The sequence below is a fragment of the Parasphingorhabdus sp. genome, from assembly GCF_039968395.1.
Classification (GTDB): Bacteria; Pseudomonadota; Alphaproteobacteria; order Sphingomonadales; family Sphingomonadaceae; genus Parasphingorhabdus.
Window position 1 is genome coordinate 1 of record NZ_JBDVPV010000005.1, and the last position, 20165, is coordinate 20165.

Sequence of the window (20165 nt, forward strand, 5' to 3'; positions counted from 1 at the left end):
GTCTGGCCCATTGGGGTCGACAATCGCGGGAATCTTGTTGTTGGGGTTTAATGACAGAAACTCCGGTGTTGTAACCCCTTCATCATTCAAAAGCACCTTATGGGCTTCATATTCTATCCCGATTTCTTCGAGCATGATGGATATTTTTTGACCATTGGGGGTCGGCAGGGAATAGAGCTGTAATATATCAGGGTTTTTGGCCGGCCAACGCTTTGCGATCATCAAGTCATTTACCGAGGTGACTGCATTTGTTGTTTTATCGAGCATTATTTTGTTCCTATTGATGGCTCCATTTTTGAGGAGCGGGACTTCGACTTACAAAAGCACGTTTGCGAAAACGGGTAGTGTTCAAAGTTTGATTGACACAAGGGGTCTCCGTTCAAAGCTGATATGCATTTGGGTAAGAAGAACCCGCTGCCGTTAGCCAGCAGCGGGTTCTTTTCAATCAGGCTGCAACGCTTTGATCAGGCGTCCATGCATTGGCCTGGAACGCACCATCAACAGGTGTGTCGGCAACATGGTTGGTGTAGTTGGACATGACTTTCATCGCCGTACCAACAATCACTTCTAGGACATTGGCTTTGGTATAGCCGGCAGCGAGGAACGCATCGATATCGGCTGGATCCAGCACACCGCGTTGTTCGTTCACCTGTGCAGCGAAAGTCAGCAACGCTTCGAGCTTGGGATCTTCAACCGGTGAACCGTCGCGCAGAGCTTCGATCACATCTTGCGGAACGCCTTGCATCTGGGAAATTGTCGTGTGTGCAGCCATGCAATATGTGCAGCCGTTCAGACGGTTATTGGTCATCAATATAATCTGTTTTTCCGTGGCGGTAAAATCGCTCTTTTCAAAAATGCCGGAAATGGCCGCATAGGCTTCGATAGCGGCAGGAGATTCCGCGAATGTCGCCATCAGATTGGGAAGAAAACCGTAAGACTTCTCGACATTGGTGAGGATTTCCTTGCTGCCTTCGGGTGCGGTTTCGTGTGTATGTACTGGAAAACTGGTCATGATATTTTCTTTCTTTTCATAGGTTAGAGGGGGGTAGTTGTTGAGTTTATGTCTTGGACTTTGCCGCCGAACTTTCGCTCTGGCGGCAAAGACATCGGCATCGGGGTGGGAGACTTATTTGTACAAAACCAAGTCAATTTTGCCGGTGTTTGTGTCGACTGTGCCTTCTGAAATGAAGGTATAGCCATTGACCCAGGCATAGTTCGGCGAAGTCGTCGTCAGCTTTGCTGCCTCGCGAACAATTCCGACGCCATCGGGCTGCGGAACCAGGACACCATTTGCTTCATAAGCAATTTGGTCACCCTCGGGCGTCACGATCACAGCGTGAATGTTGAGTTCAAGGCGGCCGTCAGCACGAATATTCGAATAGTCCACACCGGTCATTGTGCCAACGAGCACACCTTCCGTCGTGCCTTCAAAGGCGATGTTTAGCCGCGTGCCAGATAGCGGAGGCGTAACAGCACCTGACATCACGTCTTCCATTGTTGTGCCGAAGTCGACGGTATCGGTTATCTGCAGTGCTACAACAGAAATTTCTTCCATTTTTACGGCACGCTCTTCGCCTGTTGCCGCTTCTGCAGGAGTTCTTGGTTCTTTCGCCAATGCGGTTGAGTTGGTCATTGTAATAACTTTCTTTTTGGGGGAGAGGGGGATTAATTGTTGGAGTGGGAATCGTAGACTTTGCCGCTGATCTTCCACTGACCATCGGTCTTGTAGAGAACGAAGAAATCCGTGAATCGAAGGCCACTCCAGTTGATGAATTCAACTTTGGCGGCGGCGGCCGGGCCGGAAATATCGATCCAGGCAATACGGCTTTTCACGTCTGGAGACGCACCGATTTGGCTTACGTTTTCTGCAAACGCGTCGGCGTCCGGATAAGAAAACTCACCGCCAACTGAACCCACGATATGCGCGTGGTCATAAAATGCTGTACGACTAAGCTCGCCATCACCGGTTTTGGCCGCGTCAATATAAGGCAGCAACGCAGTTGCGATTGCTTCATATTCGGCGAAGCTATGCGCTTCGTCTGCTTGGGTTTTTGCTGTAATTTCAGTATTTGACATATTGGTAGTCCTTTCATTTGAGGTTTGGGAATCGGCACCGGTCACCGGCAGCATCAGCAGCGCGGTGACAGGCAATAGGGGGTAAAGCGAATTCATAGTTTTCTTCCAATCTATCTATATATAAATAGGTAAGTTGATTAAATTAAGTTTCAAGTCTTCAAAACGCATTTATTTAAATTGTTTTGAGATCAATCACGAACCGGTATTTGACGTCGCCTTTTTCCATTCGTTTGTGCGCGTCATTTATCTCGTTCATTTTTATCAATTCAATATCGGCGGTGATGTTGTGCTCGCCACAAAAGTCCAGCATTTCCTGCGCTTCTTTAGTGCCGCCGATCAAAGAGCCCGCCACGGAGCGACGTCCGAAGAGAAGGGGGGCGGTATGAACGGATTCCAGTTCGTCCACTATTCCAACCAGACACATGGTTGCGTCCAGTTTGAGCAAGCTCATGTACGGTACAATGTCATGCGCAACCGGAATGGTGTTGAGCAGGAAATCGAACTTCCCGGCCCAGGCGGCCATGGCGGCTTGATCAGTTGAGATGAGAACGTCGTCTGCGCCAAGCGATTTTGCGTCGACTGCCTTTCCTTGGGATGTCGTGATCATGACGACATGAGCGCCCATCGCATGTGCCATTTTGACACCCATATGACCAAGGCCTCCAAGGCCAATGACGCCAACAATATCGCCGCGCTTTACGTCCCAGTTCCGCAACGGTGAATAAGCCGTGATTCCGGCACAAAGCAGTGGCGCTGCATTGGCCATGTCCAGATTTTCCGGCACGTTGAGAACATAGCCTTCATCAACGATGATGGCGTCAGAATATCCACCAAAAGTCAGGCCGCCGGGATCATCAGTTTCGCTGCCATGGGTCATTTTGAAGCCATTTTCACAATATTGTTCCATATGGGCCTTGCAGGGTTCACATGTTCGGCAGGAGTCGACAAAATATCCAACACCGACACGCTGGCCTTCCTGAAACTTCGTCACATCCGAACCTACAGATACAACATGGCCGACAATTTCATGACCAGGCACCATCGGATATTCTGAAATTCCCCAGTCGTTATTCACCATATGAATGTCACTGTGGCAGACACCGCAATAATCGATATGGATCTGAACGTCATTGGGTCCGACGGCTCGGCGCTCAATTTCCAGCGGTTTTAGTCGGGCGGCTTGTTTTAGAGAGGCATATGCTTTGGTCATTTTGGTTATTAATCTCACTTAGTACTTTTTAGGGGGAGGGGGATGCGTAGTTCTATCTATAGATAAATAGATATTGAAGGTAAAAAAGGGGGGTTAGCTGGTGACATAATCTTGCAACGCGTGCGGAATGACCTGCGGGTCCCCGTTGAGGCGGCCCAGCAGAAGCGATCCTTCCAATGCGCTCAAGAAGCCAATGGCAAGGCGATCAGCATCCTCTTTTCCGGCCTGTTCAAACTGACGCTTCAGCCAGGCCTGGAAATCCCTGAAATAGGATTGCACCAGCTTAGCAACGCGCGGACTGACAGATTGCAACTCCGCCGCCATCATCCCGCACAGGCAGAATTTCTGATCGGTGATGTAATTTTGGAAATAGGTGATTAGTGCGTTTAACCGGGCATCAGCTGTATCATGCCCCGCTTCCATAGCCTGAAAACCTTGTGTGTGCTTTTCATGAATACGCTCGACAAGCGCGGCGGCTAGATCATCCTTGGCCTTGAAATAATAATGAATGCTGGCGGTCTTGATGCCGATTTCATTCGCAAGATCGATATAGCTGAAGCCATTGAAGCCCTTGGTCTGGGTCAATGTTTCTGCAAGGTCGAGTATCTTTGTTTTCGTATCAGTCATGGTGATTGCTTTCATCTACATACATATAGATAGACAACTTGCACCTAGAGTCAACCCCAAAGATTTTGATTTTTCCCAAAAAGTAGTTTTGCGGGCTTCTCTTGCTATCTTTCTAGGAGATTTAAGAAGCCTAACGACCGATCAACCCGCGCGCGGATGCGCGTTCTGGTACACATCCAGCAAATGTGCCGCATCCACTGCGGTATAAACCTGCGTACTGCTCAGGCTCGCATGGCCCAGTAACTCCTGCAGGCTTCGCAAGTCCGCGCCGCCGGCGAGCAAATGGGTGGCGAAGCTGTGGCGCAGGGCATGGGGTGTGGTCTTGTCTGAAATTCCAAGTTTCTCGCGCGCTTGCTGAACCACGCGGCGGACCAGATTGGGCGAAAGCGGACCGCCACGCTTGCCTCTAAAAATCGGTTGCCCGGACTCCATCACATGGGGGCAAAGATCGATATAATGTTCGATCGCATCGCGGACTTGCGGCAACAGGGGGACGATGCGGGTCTTCCCGCGTTTGCCGGTGACACGCAGCGTGTCGGCAAGCGGCAGCAAGCCGGCGGTCAGATCCAGTGCCTCGCTGATCCGCAACCCGCTGCCATAAAGCAGCAGCATCACGGCCCAGTCACGTGCGCCGACCCAGTCCTCGATGGCATTGTCGGCAATATCCTCTGCCATCGCCAATATCTCGTCGGGTGAAGCAGGACGAGGGACGCCGCGGGTGACTTTGGGGCCTTTCATTTTGGGTATGTTGGCGGGCTCACCCTCCTCCTTGCTATCGCTGGCAAATTTGAGGAGACCGCGAATGGCGGAAACTTCCCTGGCGGCGCTGTTATTGGAGAGCCCATCTGCGCGGCGAAATGCCAGATAGGAGCGAATGTCCGCCGGTTTGAGCGCCTGCAATTCTTGCTGGCCAATGGGTCTGCCCAGATGTTCCGTCAGAAAAGCGCAGAACCGCTCAGCGGTGGTGACATAGGCGCGCACCGTATGACGCGATCGCCGCCGACCATCTGTGAGATGCCTTGTCCAGCTTTCGATCAGGGTCCGTGAACTTTCCATGATGTCAGACTAGCAGGCGAGGGACTCCGGCTCAAATGTTCAATTGGAGGCGATGATTTCCGGCAAAATCGCATCCAGCAAGGGCATCCCTTTTGGAACGATGGTGAGATGCGTTTCGGTACGTTCAAGAAGTCCCAGCTTTTCGAGCCGGACCACCGCTTGTTCATCAATCATCCGGGAAACTCCAAGGCCTGTCTTCTCTCCCAGCCGCGTGAGGTTGACGCCTTCTGACAGCCTCAAGCCCATCATCAGCGCTTCTGCGGCCCGTGTTTCGGCGGACAATGTCATTTCGACTTTCAGGCCATTCCCATTGCGCTCGACGGCAGACAGGAAATTTTCCGGTTTCTTGTGACGCTCTGTGGCGCTGTTCAATCGCCGCCCATGTGCGCCCGGACCGATACCGATATAGTCGCCATAGCGCCAGTAGGTGAGGTTGTGACGGCTTTCCTGACCCGGTTTTGCATGGTTGCTGACCTCATAGGCAGGCAGGCCCGCTCGGGCGGTCATGGCCTGGGTCAGTTCAAACAGATCGGCGCAATGATCATCATCAGCGGGGATCAGTTCGCCTGATCGGACCAGAGTTTCAAATCGCGTTCCGGGTTCGATTGTTAGCTGATAAAGCGACAAATGATCGGTCCCGAAACTCAATGCCCGGCCAAGTTCTGCTTCCCAACCTGACTCCGATTGGCCGGGTCGTGCATAAATCAGGTCGAAACTGACGCGGCTGAAAACGCGCTGTGCAATGTCGAGTGCAGAAAGGCCTTCTGCGACGTCATGCGCGCGTCCCAGAAATTCCAGAACCTGATCATCAAGCGACTGTAATCCCAAGGAAACACGGTTAACTCCGGCTGCTGCAAGGTCGGTGAAACGGGCAGCTTCCACAGAAGATGGATTGGCCTCCAGAGTGATCTCGCAACCGTCCTCCAAACCCCAAAGCCGGTCCGCTTCTCCGATGAGTTTTGCGACGAGATGAGGGGGCATGAGCGACGGGGTGCCGCCGCCAAAAAAAATCGAACTTATCGGGCCTGTGCCATTCACAAGATGTTCATGCCTAAGATCAAACGACAGGGCCGTTAACCATGTCTCGTAATCGACCTGACTACGTACATGGCTATTGAAGTCGCAATAGGGACATTTGGCTACACAGAACGGCCAGTGGATGTAGAGCGCAAGCGCGTCTGATTCCGTCTGGTTTACGTTCTGTGTTGAGGAGATAATATGGGACACCGGAAAATCACTAGGCATTGCCGCGTCTTGCTGCAAGCATCAGCAGTACTGGCATTGGTTTCTTGCGGTAGCGAAGGGGGAGATTCACCTCCGGTAACGCTGCCCAATACCCCAACCCCAACACCTACGCCCACTCCAACGCCCACACCGACACCCACTCCGCCAGGTGGTTCGATGCTGGATGTCATGCTGACAGCCCATAATCAGGCGCGCGCGGAAGTCGGCGCAGCTCCGGTGGTGCTGGATGAGGATCTGAACCGTCAGGCCAAGGCATATGCAGAGGTTTTGATTGCCAATGGCAGGTTTGAACACAGCCCCGGATCAGCGCGACCCAATCAGGGTGAAAACCTCTGGGCCGGAACCGCCGGGTTCTTCTCGTTTCAGCAAATGGTTGATGGCTGGATCAATGAAAAGGCTGATTTTGTCCCCGGGATATTTCCCAACGTCAATCGCAACGGCGCGGTTGTGGGGCATTATACCCAGATAATCTGGAGTAGCACGACCAGAATTGGGTGCGGAATTGCGTCTGACAGCCGGCGCGATGTGCTGGTTTGCCGCTATAATCCTCCCGGGAACGTGATTGGCCAGCGGGTACCCTAGCCGGGTCTGTTCGGACGACTGGCTTTCATCCAGAAACTCACGCGAAGCAGGCTGCCACCAGTTTGTTGAACGCATCCGCGCGATGGCTCATCGCATGTTTGGCCTCGGGATCAAGTTCCGCAAAAGTGACGTCATGGTTTCCATCCTGCAGGTTGGGCTGGAAAACCGGATCATAACCAAATCCCATGATTCCGCGCGGCGGCCAAACCAGTGATCCGTGGACCTGGCCCTCGAAAATCTCGGAATGGCCATCAGGCCAGGCGAGGGCGAGTGTGCAGGTAAAATAGGCACTGCGGTCTACATCCGGGCCTTGTTCCGCCAGCTTTCCTTCCACTTTACCCATGGCCATATACCAGTCGCGGCCCTTTTCTCCCTCAAACCACTGCCGTTCGGCCCAGTCTGCGGTATAGACACCGGGTCGGCCATCCAGGGCAGCGACGCAAAGACCGCTATCGTCCGCAAGCGCCACGCAATTCGCGCCCTCGGCGCTGGCGCGCGCCTTTAGCAGTGCGTTCTCTGCAAAGGTTGTCCCGGTTTCTTCGGGCTCCGGCAGGTCGAGATCACCAGCGGAGACCGGTTCGATACCATAAGGTTCGAGCAAGGCCCGGATTTCGCGAACCTTGCCCTGATTGTGGCTGGCAATGATCAGCTTGCCGGGCGCGAGTTTGCGGTGTGTCATAGGTTCCTCATATTCGTCACCCCGGCGAAGGCTGGGGTCCAGGGCATCGCGTATTGGCGCCTGAGATACCAGCCTGCGCTGGCATGACGGTTCAGCTTACCGCCTTGTCCTGTGCTTCGAAAACCTGACCGCAACCGATTTTCGCCAGCCGGAGCAAACGCATCAAACCTTCTTCATCATAGGTGGCGCCTTCTGCCGTGGCCTGCGCTTCGGCAATATTGCCATCACCGGTGAGTACGAAATTGGCGTCTGCTCCGGCGTTGCTGTCTTCATCATAATCGAGATCGAGAACCGGTGTGCCGTTATAGATACCGCAGCTGATCGCCGCGATTTTCTGTTCTATCGGATCTTCGCTGATCAGCTTTTGATCCATCAGTTCGTTAACCGCCAGCCGCAGGGCAACCCACGCACCGCTAATCGACGCGGTACGCGTGCCGCCATCGGCCTGGATGACGTCGCAATCCAGCGTGATCTGCCGCTCGCCAAGCTTTTTCAAATCAACAACTGCGCGCAAAGAACGTCCAATAAGACGCTGAATTTCCTGTGTTCTTCCAGATTGTTTGCCGCGTGCTGCTTCGCGTGATCCGCGGGTATGGGTGGCGCGAGGAAGCATCGAATATTCGCCGGTGACCCAGCCTTCGCCCTTGCCGCGAAGCCATGGCGGAATGCGTTCTTCGACGCTGGCGGTGCACAGCACGCGCGTTTCGCCAAAGCTGATCAGACAGCTTCCTTCAGCATGTTTCGTGAATCCGGTTTCGATAGATATGGCGCGCATTTCGTCTGGCGCACGGCCTGATGGTCGCATGTGTGATTCTCCTGTGGCTTTGAAGGGGTGGGATAGCTAGATTGTTGCAATGAGCCAACTGAAATTAGTCGACGTCAGGACCAGCATTAAAGTTGTTCTGATTCCAATTGTTGTAGTGGTACTGGCATCTTGCGTTGAACGTTTGGAGAATCCCCAAACTGGCACAGCCCAGCATATATATGTTGGGCACGGTTCAATATGGGGTGGAGGAATTGAGCTAGAACTATCGAAGTTAATCGATGAAAGTAGCATTTTTGAAGATTCTGAAGAAGGATCGTTTACGCCACATGGGGCCGGTCGACGGGCAAAGTTGAACATTGGTACCGAAGAGTTCCTATATGCTGAAAAAGCTCTTCGGTCGCTTGAATCAAGAGCGTTTTCTGAAAGTGAAATAGGGGAAAGGCTGATGGGCTCTTTCACAATGGGATATGACTGCAAAGACCGAATAACGGATAACACGGTGTTGTTCGTGGAATGGAAGTATTCGAATGGTGAAACTCGTCATGCATTTTACGATACAGGTTGCAAAAACTCAGTTACAAAGCAGTTGAGAAAATCCTATTTTGAATTTGCAAATAAACTGAGGAAAGGCGTTTCAGAAGATCAATGGTTTGGATCTATGTCCAGAAACGTTGATGAGGTAGTGGAAAACGAATGACCACCCCAATCACCGAAATGACCGACCGCGCGCAGGACATTTTTCGCGTCGTGGTCGAATCCTACCTCGAATCCGGCGCGCCTGTTGGCTCTCGCACCATCTCCAAAGCACCCGGCCTCGAGCTCTCGCCCGCCTCGATCCGCAACGTCATGCAGGATCTCGAAGAACTCGGCTTGCTTGCCGCGCCGCATACCAGCGCCGGGCGGATGCCGACCGAGATGGGCTTGCGCCTGTTTGTCGATGGCATGATGCAGGCAGCTGAGCCGTCGCAGCAGGAGCGCGATGCGATTGAAAGCCAGATCACGGAAGATGGCCCGGTGGAAGAGGCATTGCGGGCAACAACTTCGGTGCTCTCCGGTCTGTCTTCCTGTGCCGGTCTGGTGCTGGTTCCCAAACGCGAGCCGCTGCTCAAACAGTTTAGTTTTGTGAAACTGTCCGAGGGGCAGGGGCTGGCCATTCTTGTTTCCCAGGACGGAGCTGTAGAAAATCGGGTGCTGGACTTGCCCATTGGTATTTCGGAATCTGCTCTGGTCGAGGCCAGCAATTTTCTGAGCGCAAGATTTGGCGGATTGACCCTGTCTCAGGCGCTCAACCAGCTCGATGGCGAAATTCAAAAAGGCCGGATGGCGATTGACAAGGCGGCGGAAGATCTGGTGCAGCGCGGTTTCGCCACCTGGACCCAGGATCCCTCGGAACGGCCGGTTTTGATAGTACGCGGGCAGGCAAACTTGCTGGAAGACAGTGCACTGGAAGACCTCGATCGGGTCCGGCATTTGCTCGACGAACTGGAAGGCAAACAGGAAATATCGCGGTTGCTCGACAATGCCCGCGATGCCGAGGCGGCGAAAATTTTTATCGGCGCGGAGAATAAATTATTCTCGCTTTCCGGCTCATCTGTGATAGCGGCCCCCTATCGCGACGGGGACGGACAGGTGGTTGGCGTAGTCGGTGTAATCGGCCCCACACGCTTGAACTATGCCCGGGTCGTACCCATGGTAGACTTCACAGCACAAACCTTGTCCAGATTACTGAAATAAACTGGGCAGATTATTAAAATGAGTGACCGAATAAAATGACTGATACGAAGCCGGAAAACGAAAATGAAAATCTTGATGCCGCAGCCGAAGCGGAGCTGGACGGTGTACCCGAAAGCATGAAAGAGGGCGGCGAGGGCGAAGATACGTCCGGTGAGCCGACAGCTGAAGAACGCATTGCCGGGCTTGAGAACGAATTGGCCGAGGCCAAGCAGCAGGCACTTTATGCGCAGGCGGAAACCCAGAATGTTCGCCGGCGTCTGGAAAAAGACGCACAGGATGCGCGCGCCTACGCGGCGACCGGTTTTGCGCGCGACATCTTAAGCGTGTCGGACAATCTGCAACGGGCGCTTGCTGCGATTCCGACCGAAATCAAGAACGAAGAAAAATGGAAAGGCCTGATCGGCGGCATCGAAGCCACCGGCCGCGAACTGGAAACCGTGTTTGAGAAAAACGGCATCAAGCGCGTCGCCTCTGTCGGACTGCCGCTTGATCCCAATCAGCACCAGGCGATGGTTGAAGTGCCCACCGATGAACATGAACCGGGCACCGTGGTACAGGAAATGCAGGCCGGTTACATGATCAAGGACCGGCTACTGCGCCCTGCATTTGTGGGCGTAGCTAAGAAGCCGGAATAGCAGGATAGGGTTTATCGAAGGAATTGATCTAAATCTGGTTCTCGCTCTCGCCGTCATTGCTGGTTTGGCGGTATTGTTGTGGCGTATGACTGGAACTGGTTTGAAAAGATCAGAGATTGTTGAAGACCTTCCAGAAGATACTCCGTATGAAATTTACACGACGAAGTTCGACGTTGAGCTGGATGCAGTAGAATATCCCGAGTTTCTTGATTCCAGACAAAAACCCGATGCGAAATTCGTTCCTGATGCAATTGATCCGCGATTTGGTGGGCAAGGCGATTGGCAGACGTCTGTTGATGAATATGAGAATCTGTTCGAGAAACTCAGCCGCGATTGGGCGGTGCTCCAAGCTGATCTCGATGAGCTGCAACAGCTAGCTAGCGGTCAAGCAATCACTTTATTGATCGATCAATCAGGGTCTTTGCGAGGTGAAAAAATCGGGCATTTGACGGCATCAACAAGATGGCTGGCGCAAGAATTTGAACGACGCGGTCTGGTTTTTGAAATATTGGGATTTACGACGTCGATGTGGAAGGGTGGTCAATCTCGAGTGGATTGGCTTGCAAAAGGCAAGGTAAAATACCCCGGACGACTAAATGACCTGTTGCACCTCGTGTACAAGCGATTTGATAGTCAGTTTTCAGAGCTTGGCATCAAGACGATGGTGCACCCCCAGTTGCTGCGAGAGAATGTGGACGGGGAAGCAATCCAATGGGCTGTCAAGCGGCTCGAGCGGCGCGATGAAGACAAGAAAATTCTCGTAATGATATCGGATGGGGCACCAGTAGACGATTCGACTCTGTGCGAAAATGGCCCCAGTTTTATGGAACGTCACTTATTCCACGTTCAAGATGAAATTGCAGATGCTGGTCAGATTCGACTGGGAGGCGTCGGTATTGGTTACGATGTTGACCGGTATTACAGAGTATCTGAGGGTAGCAACGATCTAACCAAAATACCTGAGATGGTGTTGAGCGTTTGCAATCGGATGACGCAGAATTCTGACTAAGTTTCGTTTCCGCGTCCAGCCCGCAAACCACCCTGCTTGTGCATAACACCCGACTAGGTTAGTTTCCCCCAAAAGCGGCAATCAGCCGCCGGGAGGATGCCTGTGACTTATGTGCCTGCAAATCGTGCAATCTATGACGCTGACAGTCATATTATGGAGCTTCCAGATTTTCTGAAGGCCTATGCGGATCCGGCATTGCGGGACGAAATTCCCGAAGTCAGTTATAGCGCGTCGCTCGTCACCGACGATGAAGTGGCTATCATCATGGATCAGGGCGGCCAGCATAGCGAAGATCACAAAAACGAGATGCTGGCGCTGGGCGATGATCTGATCAAAAGCTCCAAGGAAATACAGGCACTCGGGGCGTTTAATTCGTCTGATCGTTCAAAGGCGGTCGATCTTCTGGGGTTCCGCAAACAGCTGGTTTTCGCAACGCATAGCGTGGCTTTGCCCTTTCACCCCAGTTCGAAGACGGAGGCGCGATTGCGCTATGGGGCGACCCGCGCGCATAACCGGCACATGGCAGATTTCTGCTCGGATGACGCAAGATTGCTGGGCGTGGCGGTTGTTCCGCTCGATGTCCCTGAAATGGCCATTGCGGAACTGGACTTCGTTCTCGAAGCCGGCCTCGATGCAGTCTGGATCCCGCATCGCGCGCCGATCGGATTTTCCTGCGGCCATGTCGATCTGGAGCCGTTTTGGGCAAAATTGGCAGAAGCCGGGTTGCCGTTTCTGTTCCATGTCGGCGGTTCTCCGCTGCAGGCGATGAAGTCCTGGAGCAATAATGGCCGGGCGGCAGTCAAGGACTGGATGGGCGGCGGCGAGAATGTTCGGACCAAGGACGCGTTTGTTCTGCATCAGGCGGTCGAGACCTTTATCAGCATGATGATTGCCGAAGGTCTGTTCGAACGTCACCCGAAATTGCGCGGTGCGGCGGTAGAACTTGGCGCGGGCTGGGTGCCGGAGATGATCCGCCGGATGGATGATCTGACCCGCATTTACAGTCGGGCCGACAAGAGTGTGCAGTTTGATCGCACACCATCTCAGCAGATCACGGACCAGATGGCGTTCACGCCCTTTCCGCACGAAGATGTCGCCAACATGATCGCACAATCGAGCGCCGATTTATACATGTTCAGCAGCGACTATCCCCATGTTGAGGGCGGACGTGATCCACTCGGAAAGTTTGACGGCCATCTGGCGGCAGCCAGTGACGAGACGAAAGATGCTTTCTTTACGGAGAATTTCCTGCGCATCTGGCCCGAAGCACGAAGCCATTAAAGACGATTATTCCTGGACCCGGATCGCGATCGAACGTTGATGCAAAAACAGCTGTCACGCGTTCTTGGCTTTTGGGACGTGCTTTTCATCGCCGTAGGGCAGGTGATCGGTGCGGGTGCCGTTGCCTTGACCGGTGTTGCGATTGGCTTGACCGGGCCCGGCGTGTTCTGGGCTTATATCTGCGCATCGATACTGGCGTTGATGACCAGCATGCTGGCGATGATCGCAGGTTCGGTGCTGCCAGTGGTCGGAGCCTATTATGTCTGGCCCGCGCGGCTGTGCGGCGGCTGGTTCGGGTCTGCTGCGCTGTTTCTGGTGCTGATGGTCGCGGTAGTCAGCATCAGCCTGTTTGGTAGCGCATTCGGATTATATCTGAATCCGGTCTTCCCGTTCCTGTCTCAAAATAGCTGGGGCATCGTCATGATAGTCCTGATCTTTCTGCTGAATTATCTGGGACTTCGGATTGCCAGCGCTCTTCAAACTATCCTTGTTCTGGTCATGCTGGCAGCATTTGGAATTTATGTCGGATTTGCGGCACCCGAGATGCAAATGAGCGATTTGTCGCCGACCATGCCCAATGGCGCACTGGGATTTGTGACGGCCGTGTTTGTCCTCAAATTTGCAACAACCGGAGCAACGACGATTGTATCCTTGGGCGGGGAAATGAAAAATCCCCACAGAGATATCCCGCTCGTTGTCATATGTTCGACCCTGCTGGTTGGTTTGATTTACGCGTTTATTGCCTTTGCCAGTATCGCTGTTCTGCCGTGGACCGAGATGATTGATCAGCCGCTGACACTGGCCGGTCAGGCCTTTTTGCCAAGCTGGGCCTTGACGTTTTTCCTGATCGGTGGAGCGGCAGTTGCCCTGGCGACGACGCTGAATGCTTCGATCATGCAGGTCCCGCGGAATTTCATGGTGGCGGCCTGGGATCAGTTGATACCGAAAAAGCTTGGGACGGTGAACAGCAAGGGCGTCCCGTGGTTCATGCTGAATATCGTGCTGGTGCTGGGACTCATGCCGCTAATTCTGGGCCTCGACATCAACTCTATCGCGCGCGCAGTTGGCATTGCAACGGCCTTGCCCACGATCATCATATTGTGGTCTGTCACGCGGATTCCGAAAAGATTTCCCGAAGCATATGCGAATGCGAATTTCCCACTAAGTCCACTTTGGATTTGGGTGCTCTTTATATTGTCGACCATCAGTGTAGTAATCGGAGTAGTCATTCTGGCGCAGGGACTGACAGTGCCGGTTCTGGTCACGCTTCTCGTCTGGGTGCTAATCTCGGTTGCCTATTATCCGGTCCGACGCATGCAGATGAAAGGCAAGGGTGTGGACCTCGATCTGACCACACGGGATTTGAGCATCTTCTCAGATTCCCCGGTTTCACGCTAAAAAACTTTCTTTCAAATTCAATCAATTGGACGGACTGGACAGACAAATCCTTGTTTTTAGCTTACAAAGATATATCTTAGACATAGTTTAGATATAAAAAGAGGATGTTTTATGCGATATTCAAGCTATAGTGAATGTGGACCCGGCCGAGGCCGGGGAAAGCGCTGGGGTGGTATGAACGGACAAAAATTTGCACGCGCCTTCGCGGCGGCAGCTTTTGAAGGCGCCAAGGCCAAGCGCCGGGCGCGGATGTTTCAGCGAGGTGAATTGCGATTGGTGCTGTTGCACCTGATTTCCGAAGAACCCCGGCATGGCTATGATCTGATCCAGCAGATCGAGGAGCGGACGGGCGGCCATTATGCGCCTAGTCCCGGAATTGTCTATCCCACACTGACATTGATGGCAGACATGGATCTGATCGACGAAAAGGTCGATGACGGCGGCAAGAAAATCTATTCGATCACCAAAGCTGGCAAAGATCTGCTCAAGGAAGAAGAAAAGCATATTGCCCGGATACTGGAACGTCTCGATGGCGTTGCTCAGATGGGGCAGGCCGCAGATGGGGCTTCAATCCGCCGTGCGGTCGGCAACATGAAAACGGCTATCCGGATCAGACTGGCTGACGAAGAAAAAGGATCTGACAAGATTCTCGAAGTCGCTGCAATTATTGACGAGGCCGCGAGCAAGATCGAACGGCTGAAATAGCCAAGGTCTGCACGGATGCAGATTGGAAAGCTGGACTTAACCGTCTGGCCTTTCTTGTTTTTGGTCGGGACCTCGGGAGCGCGGAGTCCGGGGTAGCCATAGACTGACCGCCGTGCCGCTCTGTTTTCCGCTGTCGATGGTCAGCAGACCGTTCAATATGGCAGCACGTTCATACATGAATTGCAGACCCTTGCTGCCGTTCCTGCCGCCGGGTTCAAAACCGGTCCCGTCATCAAGAATGGATATCTGCAAGCCAGGCTTGTGCTCCAGAGTGTCAGGTTTGCAGGCAAGGGTGATGGTGGTCGCCCCTGCATGCTGGAGGATGTTGCTCAACGCTTCCTGCAAAAGCCGCAGGAGATGGAGACTGTGACTGGCATCCATCCATATGAGTGGATCGCAATCCTCGACTTTCCACACGCTTGCGATTCCGGCCTCCGTGAGTTCGTGTTCCATCCGGTGCCGAATATTGGCCAGTAACGTCACGACATCGCCTTCCACCGGAGCCAGAGAGTCCACGGTGATTTTCAGATCACTGATTGCCCGCTGCAACGTCTTGATCGTCGGGGCCGGATCATTGCGTTTGCGGGCAACAGCGAGCGCAGTCACCAGACTTGAGCCGATTCCGTCATGCATTTCGCGCATGAGCCGCTCGCGCTCGGTTTCCAGCGCCCTGTCCACTTCCATTTGTCGCTGTGCTTTTTGTGAAGCAGCCAGCGCATCTGTCGCTTCCCTGACGCTTTTCTCGAGATGGACATTGGTCTCCTCGACAAGACTGAGCGCACTCAGAAAACGGCGCGCAAGCGATAGCATGAACACCATGAAAAGGAAGAAACCGATATAAGGCTGAAAATGAAATCCTGCCCCGGTCCACCAGTTAATATTCGGAATCCGGCCGATGTCATGCACGCCCGTGCTCGCAGCCAGCGACAAAAGGATCAGCAGCATCCAGCTTTCCGTGGATCGCGTGCGAACAGCATGATTGAGCAGCACCACCAGAAACGTACCGAAGAGAACTACGGTCATCAGACTGCTCGCCATGTCAGTGCGATCCGTAAGCGTCAGCAAGTAACGCGAAATGCTCAGCAACAGACCAATCGCGAACATGGCAAATATGATGTGTTTTCGATGCCGTAATTTCAGAAACTCTGCACAAAAGGCCAGCGAACAGGCGACGGCGAAATAGATTGAGTAGTAAGTGAGTTGCTGAAAAACCGTCGGTTCGAACGGGACCGTCTGTGCAAAAAAGTGATAATTGCGCATAAACCAGAGAATACCGGTCAGGGAAAGCCAGAGGAGTTCCCTTTCCTGGCGCCGTCCCAGCCACATGACAAAGATCAGTGCCGAGAGCAACAACATGACCCAATTCAGGGTTTTGGGTGCTTCGATGCGGAGAAAATACTGACGGTTGTAGATGGATCCGACCGCATTTTGCACACCCACGCTGATCGTTCCGAAGCCCAGCGCGTGTTCGTTTCCGGATTCCACCCGCATCGCAATTTCGTTCTGGTCCGGATTAAGCAACGCCTCGGGCACCGGAATCAGATAAGGCTGATTCCAGCCCAGCATGAGATCCTGTTCGCTGGTGTAATTTCGGAAAATATTCACACCGTTGACAAAAACCGACAGTCTCTCCCGATTGTCCTGGGTGAAAATCGAAAGGGCCTGCTCGTCGAAATCGGAGCGATCAAAGCTTGTCCGAATCCAGGCCGACAGATTTCCTCGCTGTTGCGTCCGTGCTTCGTCAGAAAGCCAGAGGGCGGGCAGGTTTCGCATATTCCAGCCCGTCTCCGGGACCTGGTTACTGGTACTCAAAGTGATTTCGGCCTTAGAGAAGCGCAGGATATTTCCTCCCTGCTGATCTTCCGCCGCTGGTTCCGAGCCTAGCGGCGGGCTCTGGGCCAAAGCGGCAAAACCAAGCGTAGCCGCACATATCAGCAACAGTAGGCAGATTAGCCGTGCGACCAAGCCCCTAGCTCCTCAAGATGCCGCGACTGGAGGCTTCGAAAACGGCTTCGGCGCGCGAATTCACTTCAAGCTTGCGATAGATATGCTTCACATAAGTGGCGACTGTATGCGCGGAGATATTCATGATTTCGGCAGATTCCGAATAAGAGAATCCACGCGACAGCAGATTGAGTGTTTCCAGCTCGCGGCTGGATAGCGCTTCGGCGAGCTGATCGACCGGCTCGGCTTCGGGCTGCAGCTGTTTCAAAACCAGGCGGGCTATGATCGGGCTGATTGGAGATCCGCCAGCACGAATTTCCCGGATTGCGTCGACGCAGTTTTCGAGCGGCTGGTCCTTGAGCAGATAACCCCGTGCACCGGCGCGAATGGCATTGAGCACTTTTTGATGATCGGCGAACATGGTCAGCACCATGATATCGATATCATTCTGACGCTCTGATGCCATGTGCACAAGATCGGTACCGTCGCCGTCAGGAAGGCCCAGATCACAGATCAGGACATCAAACCCGCCATCGGCCACGAGTTTCTGCCCCGAAACGAAATTGGATGCGGATCCAACCAGCTCCATGTCATCGGCCGAGTCCACGACTTTGCAAATATCAGCGAGAACCGGTGGGTCATCCTCAACAATGGCGACTTTGGAAAATCCGGGTCGCATAATAAACCTCCCAATGACCATATGCAAAGGATGACCGAAAACCGGATTAGTCCAGACGGGCGGCCCAAGCATATCCCATGAACTGGGGATGGCATATTGTGCGCCATTTCTCCACTTCTCTCTTAAACGCGGCAACCAGGATCGGACCCAAGACTGGGTTCAAGGCCGGGCCAAGGTTGGGCAATGCTTTGGAATAATAGAGGGATTACCGATGAAAACATGGATGAAAGTTGTTCTCGGCATTGTGGCTGGCATTGTGGCGCTGCTGGGGTTGGTGTTCTGGTTGACCGGAGATATCACAAAGGCGGGTGATAATTTTTTTGTAGCAATAGCTGACGGCGATACGGAGCAAGCCTATGAGCTGCTATCTCCCCAATTCAAGTCCAATGCCAGTCCGGAAGATTTTAAGTCATACCTCGGAAAAACAGGTCTGGCAGATGTCGTGTCTGTCAGCTGGAACAGCCGCTCCATCAGCGGTGATGTAGGTGACCTGGAAGGGTCCGTGACCACAAAGTCAGGGGATAGAATCCCTTTGGCGATGAAACTGGTGAAGACTGAGGATGGATGGAAAGTGTTCAATTTGAACATGCAGTCTGCAGGATTTGCATCTGGTGGTGCCACTGCGATGCCTTCGATTACCGATCAACTGCTATTGGTGGATGCAACCACTGATACGTTTAGTGACGCGATTACCGCTAGAGACATGAGCATTTTTCATAAATTTATTTCACCGATGTGGCAGGAACAAATCACACCGGCAAAACTGGAGGAAGTCTTTGGAGGATTCTACGAGTTTGCCGACAAGATTAATAACCTGCAAGATATGCCTCCCAAACTACGCGCGGAATCGACGATTGATGACAATGGAATATTGGTAATCAAGGGCTATTATGATGGTCCGGATGATCGTGCAATATTCACATATAAGTATATATTTGAAGGTCTGAAATGGCGACCCATCGGACATAAGTTGGATCTCGTGAGATAATCAGCGCGCGTTGTTGTCATTTGAAATATTACATGCAAATCAGAACATCGCAAACAACGCCACGGCCATGATCGTCCCGATAACCGGTATGACAACCGTCAGTGCACCAACCGCACCATAGGCATCTTTGTGGGTTTCCCCGCAAACAGCGCGAATGGTGGTCACTACATAACCATTATGCGGCAGGCTATCCAATGCGCCTGACGAGATGGCCACCACACGGTGCAATTCATCCGGTTGCGCACCGACGTCGAGATAATGCGGTGCGATCAACGGCAGGGCGATGGACTGCCCGCCCGAAGCGGATCCGGTCAGACCGGCAATCACGGTAACCGCTATCGCTGCACCGATAAGCGGACTGCCGGGAATATTCTGCACCATGACCAGTGCTTCCTGAAAGGCCGGGGACAGCTTGGCAACTGCTCCGAACCCAACCACTGCGCAGGTGTTTGTAATGGCGACTACTGCACTGGTTGCCCCACGTGAAAATGCGTCGGGCATCGCTCTCAATTTTTGATAGCCGACAGCCAGCGCCACAATTGCGCCGGAACCCAGGGCCGCGACCAGCGCCCATTTATCGAGCGAGTTTTGAGGAAGAATTCCCGCGAAAGGCCCCATGTTTTGCGGATATTGAAAGATCAGGAAAACGCCCAGAACCGCTACAAGTGGCAGCAGACACAATAGCGGCGCGGGCAGATTGCCATAATCCGTATTGGAATCATCCGTTTCCCGGCCGACAAAATGCTCGCCGCGCGCGACGGCGCGCTTGACCATCCAGTTCAGCCAGAAATGTCCGGCGATGGCCATGAAAAGGGCGACGACCAGACTGACTTGCCATCCGGCATAGGCGGTCGTCCCGAGGAACTCCATCGGGATCAGGTTCTGGATTTCGGGTGACCCCGCGGTTGTCATCGTGAAAGTAACCGACCCGAATGCGAGGGCGGCAGGAATGAACCGTCGGGGCAAATTGGCTTCGCGAAACAGGTGGACCGCCAGAGAATAGACCGAGAAAGCGACAATGAAGACGCTGACACCGCCGTAGGTCAGAACTGCACAGGCAGCGACGACCGCCAGCACCGCATGTTTGATGCCGATTTTTTCGACAATCCAGTGCGCCACACTGGCCGCAGCGCCACTGGCGCTCATGATTTCGCCGAATATGGCACCGAGCAGAAACATGAAAAACCAGCTTTTGAAAAAGCCGACGAAGCCATCCATGTAAGCCGTCGCGAAATCAGGCGCACCGGCGGCGGCAAGGGGTGGCAGCCAAGCGAGACCGCTGGTGACAGCCACAATGGCCGCCGCAACAGGTCCTGCGATCAGGATATTCACGCCTTTCACGGTCATGTAGATGAGCAGCGCCAGACCTCCGGCAAGCCCGATTGCAGACAGCATTGGTATCACTCCCCCAGGATTATCGCTCGCCTATTGGCAGAGGAAGGAAAGGCGGGGCAAGGAGTAATATGGTTAGCCTTGTTCATTTTCAGGTCGGCATATTTGACCCGTGGCCGGAATTGCTGGCTTCGATTATCAGGCTCGGGTAACGGGCTG

Annotated in this window: 22 protein-coding genes; 9 read left to right on the forward strand and 13 right to left on the reverse strand. The window is 53.3% G+C overall.

The genetic code is table 11. The features are described from left to right. The 8 genes from ABJI30_RS10655 to hemW all read right to left on the reverse strand — a co-directional run. A partial coding sequence (locus tag ABJI30_RS10655) for a glutathione S-transferase N-terminal domain-containing protein (protein ID WP_348016677.1) occupies positions 1 to 267 on the reverse strand: 267 nt, incomplete at its 3' end. A 178-nt stretch (positions 268 to 445) separates the two neighbouring features. After that, on the reverse strand, positions 446 to 1012 hold the full coding sequence (locus ABJI30_RS10660) for a carboxymuconolactone decarboxylase family protein (RefSeq protein ID WP_348016678.1): 567 nt from the start codon (positions 1010 to 1012) through the stop codon (positions 446 to 448). Between the two features lie 114 nt (positions 1013 to 1126). Beyond that, positions 1127 to 1633: a DUF3237 family protein gene (locus tag ABJI30_RS10665; RefSeq protein WP_348016679.1), complete on the reverse strand. Its 507-nt coding sequence runs from the start codon at positions 1631 to 1633 to the stop codon at positions 1127 to 1129. Positions 1634 to 1665: 32 nt separating this feature from the next. Beyond that, complete coding sequence (locus ABJI30_RS10670) at positions 1666 to 2172, reverse strand: nuclear transport factor 2 family protein (RefSeq protein WP_348016680.1); 507 nt, start codon at positions 2170 to 2172, stop codon at positions 1666 to 1668. Positions 2173 to 2248: 76 nt separating this feature from the next. Beyond that, positions 2249 to 3286, reverse strand: coding sequence for an NAD(P)-dependent alcohol dehydrogenase (locus ABJI30_RS10675; RefSeq protein WP_348016681.1), 1038 nt, complete (start codon positions 3284 to 3286; stop codon positions 2249 to 2251). Between the two features lie 93 nt (positions 3287 to 3379). Further along, positions 3380 to 3913, reverse strand: coding sequence for a TetR/AcrR family transcriptional regulator (locus ABJI30_RS10680; RefSeq protein WP_348016682.1), 534 nt, complete (start codon positions 3911 to 3913; stop codon positions 3380 to 3382). A 141-nt stretch (positions 3914 to 4054) separates the two neighbouring features. After that, positions 4055 to 4969 (reverse strand): tyrosine recombinase XerC, encoded by a 915-nt coding sequence (locus ABJI30_RS10685; RefSeq protein ID WP_348016683.1) that lies wholly within the window; start codon positions 4967 to 4969, stop codon positions 4055 to 4057. A 39-nt stretch (positions 4970 to 5008) separates the two neighbouring features. After that, complete coding sequence (gene hemW / locus ABJI30_RS10690) at positions 5009 to 6214, reverse strand: radical SAM family heme chaperone HemW (RefSeq protein WP_348016684.1); 1206 nt, start codon at positions 6212 to 6214, stop codon at positions 5009 to 5011. A 9-nt stretch (positions 6215 to 6223) separates the two neighbouring features. On the opposite strand from hemW, the gene ABJI30_RS10695 reads away from it, so the two are divergent. Beyond that, a complete protein-coding gene (locus ABJI30_RS10695; protein WP_348366686.1) occupies positions 6224 to 6796 on the forward strand; it encodes a CAP domain-containing protein in 573 nt (190 codons plus the stop codon). Positions 6797 to 6833: 37 nt separating this feature from the next. On the opposite strand, the gene rdgB is transcribed toward ABJI30_RS10695, so the two are convergent. Continuing rightward, positions 6834 to 7475, reverse strand: coding sequence for an RdgB/HAM1 family non-canonical purine NTP pyrophosphatase (gene rdgB, locus ABJI30_RS10700; protein WP_348016686.1), 642 nt, complete (start codon positions 7473 to 7475; stop codon positions 6834 to 6836). Positions 7476 to 7566: 91 nt separating this feature from the next. Beyond that, positions 7567 to 8280, reverse strand: coding sequence for a ribonuclease PH (gene rph / locus ABJI30_RS10705; RefSeq protein ID WP_348016687.1), 714 nt, complete (start codon positions 8278 to 8280; stop codon positions 7567 to 7569). A 49-nt stretch (positions 8281 to 8329) separates the two neighbouring features. Here rph and ABJI30_RS10710 point away from each other — a divergent pair, with 49 nt between their 5' ends. The 7 genes from ABJI30_RS10710 (at position 8330) to ABJI30_RS10740 (ending at position 15003) form a co-directional block, all read left to right on the forward strand. Next, positions 8330 to 8938: a hypothetical protein gene (locus ABJI30_RS10710; protein WP_348016688.1), complete on the forward strand. Its 609-nt coding sequence runs from the start codon at positions 8330 to 8332 to the stop codon at positions 8936 to 8938. Beyond that, entirely contained in the window at positions 8935 to 9975 is a 1041-nt protein-coding gene (gene hrcA / locus ABJI30_RS10715) for a heat-inducible transcriptional repressor HrcA (RefSeq protein ID WP_348016689.1), read from the forward strand. The genes ABJI30_RS10710 and hrcA overlap by 4 nt, the downstream gene beginning before the upstream one ends. Before the next feature lie 35 nt (positions 9976 to 10010). After that, positions 10011 to 10610, forward strand: coding sequence for a nucleotide exchange factor GrpE (grpE, locus tag ABJI30_RS10720; RefSeq protein WP_348016690.1), 600 nt, complete (start codon positions 10011 to 10013; stop codon positions 10608 to 10610). 85 nt (positions 10611 to 10695) lie between these two features. Further along, on the forward strand, positions 10696 to 11619 hold the full coding sequence (locus tag ABJI30_RS10725; protein ID WP_348016691.1) for a hypothetical protein: 924 nt from the start codon (positions 10696 to 10698) through the stop codon (positions 11617 to 11619). A 96-nt stretch (positions 11620 to 11715) separates the two neighbouring features. Beyond that, positions 11716 to 12900, forward strand: coding sequence for an amidohydrolase family protein (locus ABJI30_RS10730; RefSeq protein WP_348025428.1), 1185 nt, complete (start codon positions 11716 to 11718; stop codon positions 12898 to 12900). Between the two features lie 39 nt (positions 12901 to 12939). Continuing rightward, on the forward strand, positions 12940 to 14298 hold the full coding sequence (locus ABJI30_RS10735) for an APC family permease (RefSeq protein ID WP_348016693.1): 1359 nt from the start codon (positions 12940 to 12942) through the stop codon (positions 14296 to 14298). A gap of 174 nt (positions 14299 to 14472) precedes the next feature. Beyond that, positions 14473 to 15003, forward strand: coding sequence for a PadR family transcriptional regulator (locus ABJI30_RS10740; protein WP_348016694.1), 531 nt, complete (start codon positions 14473 to 14475; stop codon positions 15001 to 15003). Between the two features lie 36 nt (positions 15004 to 15039). Here the strand turns inward: ABJI30_RS10740 and ABJI30_RS10745 are convergent, their stop codons facing one another. Together ABJI30_RS10745 and ABJI30_RS10750 are read right to left on the reverse strand one after the other, a co-directional pair. Then, complete coding sequence (locus ABJI30_RS10745) at positions 15040 to 16968, reverse strand: ATP-binding protein (RefSeq protein WP_348016695.1); 1929 nt, start codon at positions 16966 to 16968, stop codon at positions 15040 to 15042. 4 nt (positions 16969 to 16972) lie between these two features. After that, positions 16973 to 17626, reverse strand: a complete 654-nt coding sequence (locus tag ABJI30_RS10750; RefSeq protein WP_348016696.1) for a response regulator transcription factor — start codon at positions 17624 to 17626, stop codon at positions 16973 to 16975. 211 nt (positions 17627 to 17837) lie between these two features. Here ABJI30_RS10750 and ABJI30_RS10755 point away from each other — a divergent pair, with 211 nt between their 5' ends. Next, a complete protein-coding gene (locus ABJI30_RS10755; protein ID WP_348016697.1) occupies positions 17838 to 18614 on the forward strand; it encodes a hypothetical protein in 777 nt (258 codons plus the stop codon). Positions 18615 to 18653: 39 nt separating this feature from the next. Here the strand turns inward: ABJI30_RS10755 and ABJI30_RS10760 are convergent, their stop codons facing one another. Then, a complete protein-coding gene (locus ABJI30_RS10760) occupies positions 18654 to 20009 on the reverse strand; it encodes a GntP family permease (protein ID WP_348016698.1) in 1356 nt (451 codons plus the stop codon). Positions 20010 to 20165: the final 156 nt, after the last annotated feature.

What these genes read in the sequence shown, in the direction of transcription:
- ABJI30_RS10660 (WP_348016678.1), bottom strand. Translation starts at nt 1,012, where the DNA reads ATGACCAGTTTTCCAGTACATACACACGAAACCGCACCCGAAGGCAGC.
- ABJI30_RS10665 (WP_348016679.1), bottom strand. Translation starts at nt 1,633, where the DNA reads ATGACCAACTCAACCGCATTGGCGAAAGAACCAAGAACTCCTGCAGAA.
- ABJI30_RS10670 (WP_348016680.1), bottom strand. Translation starts at nt 2,172, where the DNA reads ATGAATTCGCTTTACCCCCTATTGCCTGTCACCGCGCTGCTGATGCTG.
- ABJI30_RS10675 (WP_348016681.1), bottom strand. Translation starts at nt 3,286, where the DNA reads ATGACCAAAGCATATGCCTCTCTAAAACAAGCCGCCCGACTAAAACCG.
- ABJI30_RS10680 (WP_348016682.1), bottom strand. Translation starts at nt 3,913, where the DNA reads ATGACTGATACGAAAACAAAGATACTCGACCTTGCAGAAACATTGACC.
- ABJI30_RS10685 (WP_348016683.1), bottom strand. Translation starts at nt 4,969, where the DNA reads ATGGAAAGTTCACGGACCCTGATCGAAAGCTGGACAAGGCATCTCACA.
- hemW (WP_348016684.1), bottom strand. Translation starts at nt 6,214, where the DNA reads ATGCCTAGTGATTTTCCGGTGTCCCATATTATCTCCTCAACACAGAAC.
- rdgB (WP_348016686.1), bottom strand. Translation starts at nt 7,475, where the DNA reads ATGACACACCGCAAACTCGCGCCCGGCAAGCTGATCATTGCCAGCCAC.
- rph (WP_348016687.1), bottom strand. Translation starts at nt 8,280, where the DNA reads ATGCGACCATCAGGCCGTGCGCCAGACGAAATGCGCGCCATATCTATC.
- ABJI30_RS10710 (WP_348016688.1), top strand. Translation starts at nt 8,330, where the DNA reads ATGAGCCAACTGAAATTAGTCGACGTCAGGACCAGCATTAAAGTTGTT.
- hrcA (WP_348016689.1), top strand. Translation starts at nt 8,935, where the DNA reads ATGACCACCCCAATCACCGAAATGACCGACCGCGCGCAGGACATTTTT.
- grpE (WP_348016690.1), top strand. Translation starts at nt 10,011, where the DNA reads ATGACTGATACGAAGCCGGAAAACGAAAATGAAAATCTTGATGCCGCA.
- ABJI30_RS10725 (WP_348016691.1), top strand. Translation starts at nt 10,696, where the DNA reads ATGACTGGAACTGGTTTGAAAAGATCAGAGATTGTTGAAGACCTTCCA.
- ABJI30_RS10730 (WP_348025428.1), top strand. Translation starts at nt 11,716, where the DNA reads ATGCCTGTGACTTATGTGCCTGCAAATCGTGCAATCTATGACGCTGAC.
- ABJI30_RS10735 (WP_348016693.1), top strand. Translation starts at nt 12,940, where the DNA reads ATGCAAAAACAGCTGTCACGCGTTCTTGGCTTTTGGGACGTGCTTTTC.
- ABJI30_RS10740 (WP_348016694.1), top strand. Translation starts at nt 14,473, where the DNA reads ATGAACGGACAAAAATTTGCACGCGCCTTCGCGGCGGCAGCTTTTGAA.
- ABJI30_RS10750 (WP_348016696.1), bottom strand. Translation starts at nt 17,626, where the DNA reads ATGCGACCCGGATTTTCCAAAGTCGCCATTGTTGAGGATGACCCACCG.
- ABJI30_RS10755 (WP_348016697.1), top strand. Translation starts at nt 17,838, where the DNA reads ATGAAAACATGGATGAAAGTTGTTCTCGGCATTGTGGCTGGCATTGTG.
- ABJI30_RS10760 (WP_348016698.1), bottom strand. Translation starts at nt 20,009, where the DNA reads ATGCTGTCTGCAATCGGGCTTGCCGGAGGTCTGGCGCTGCTCATCTAC.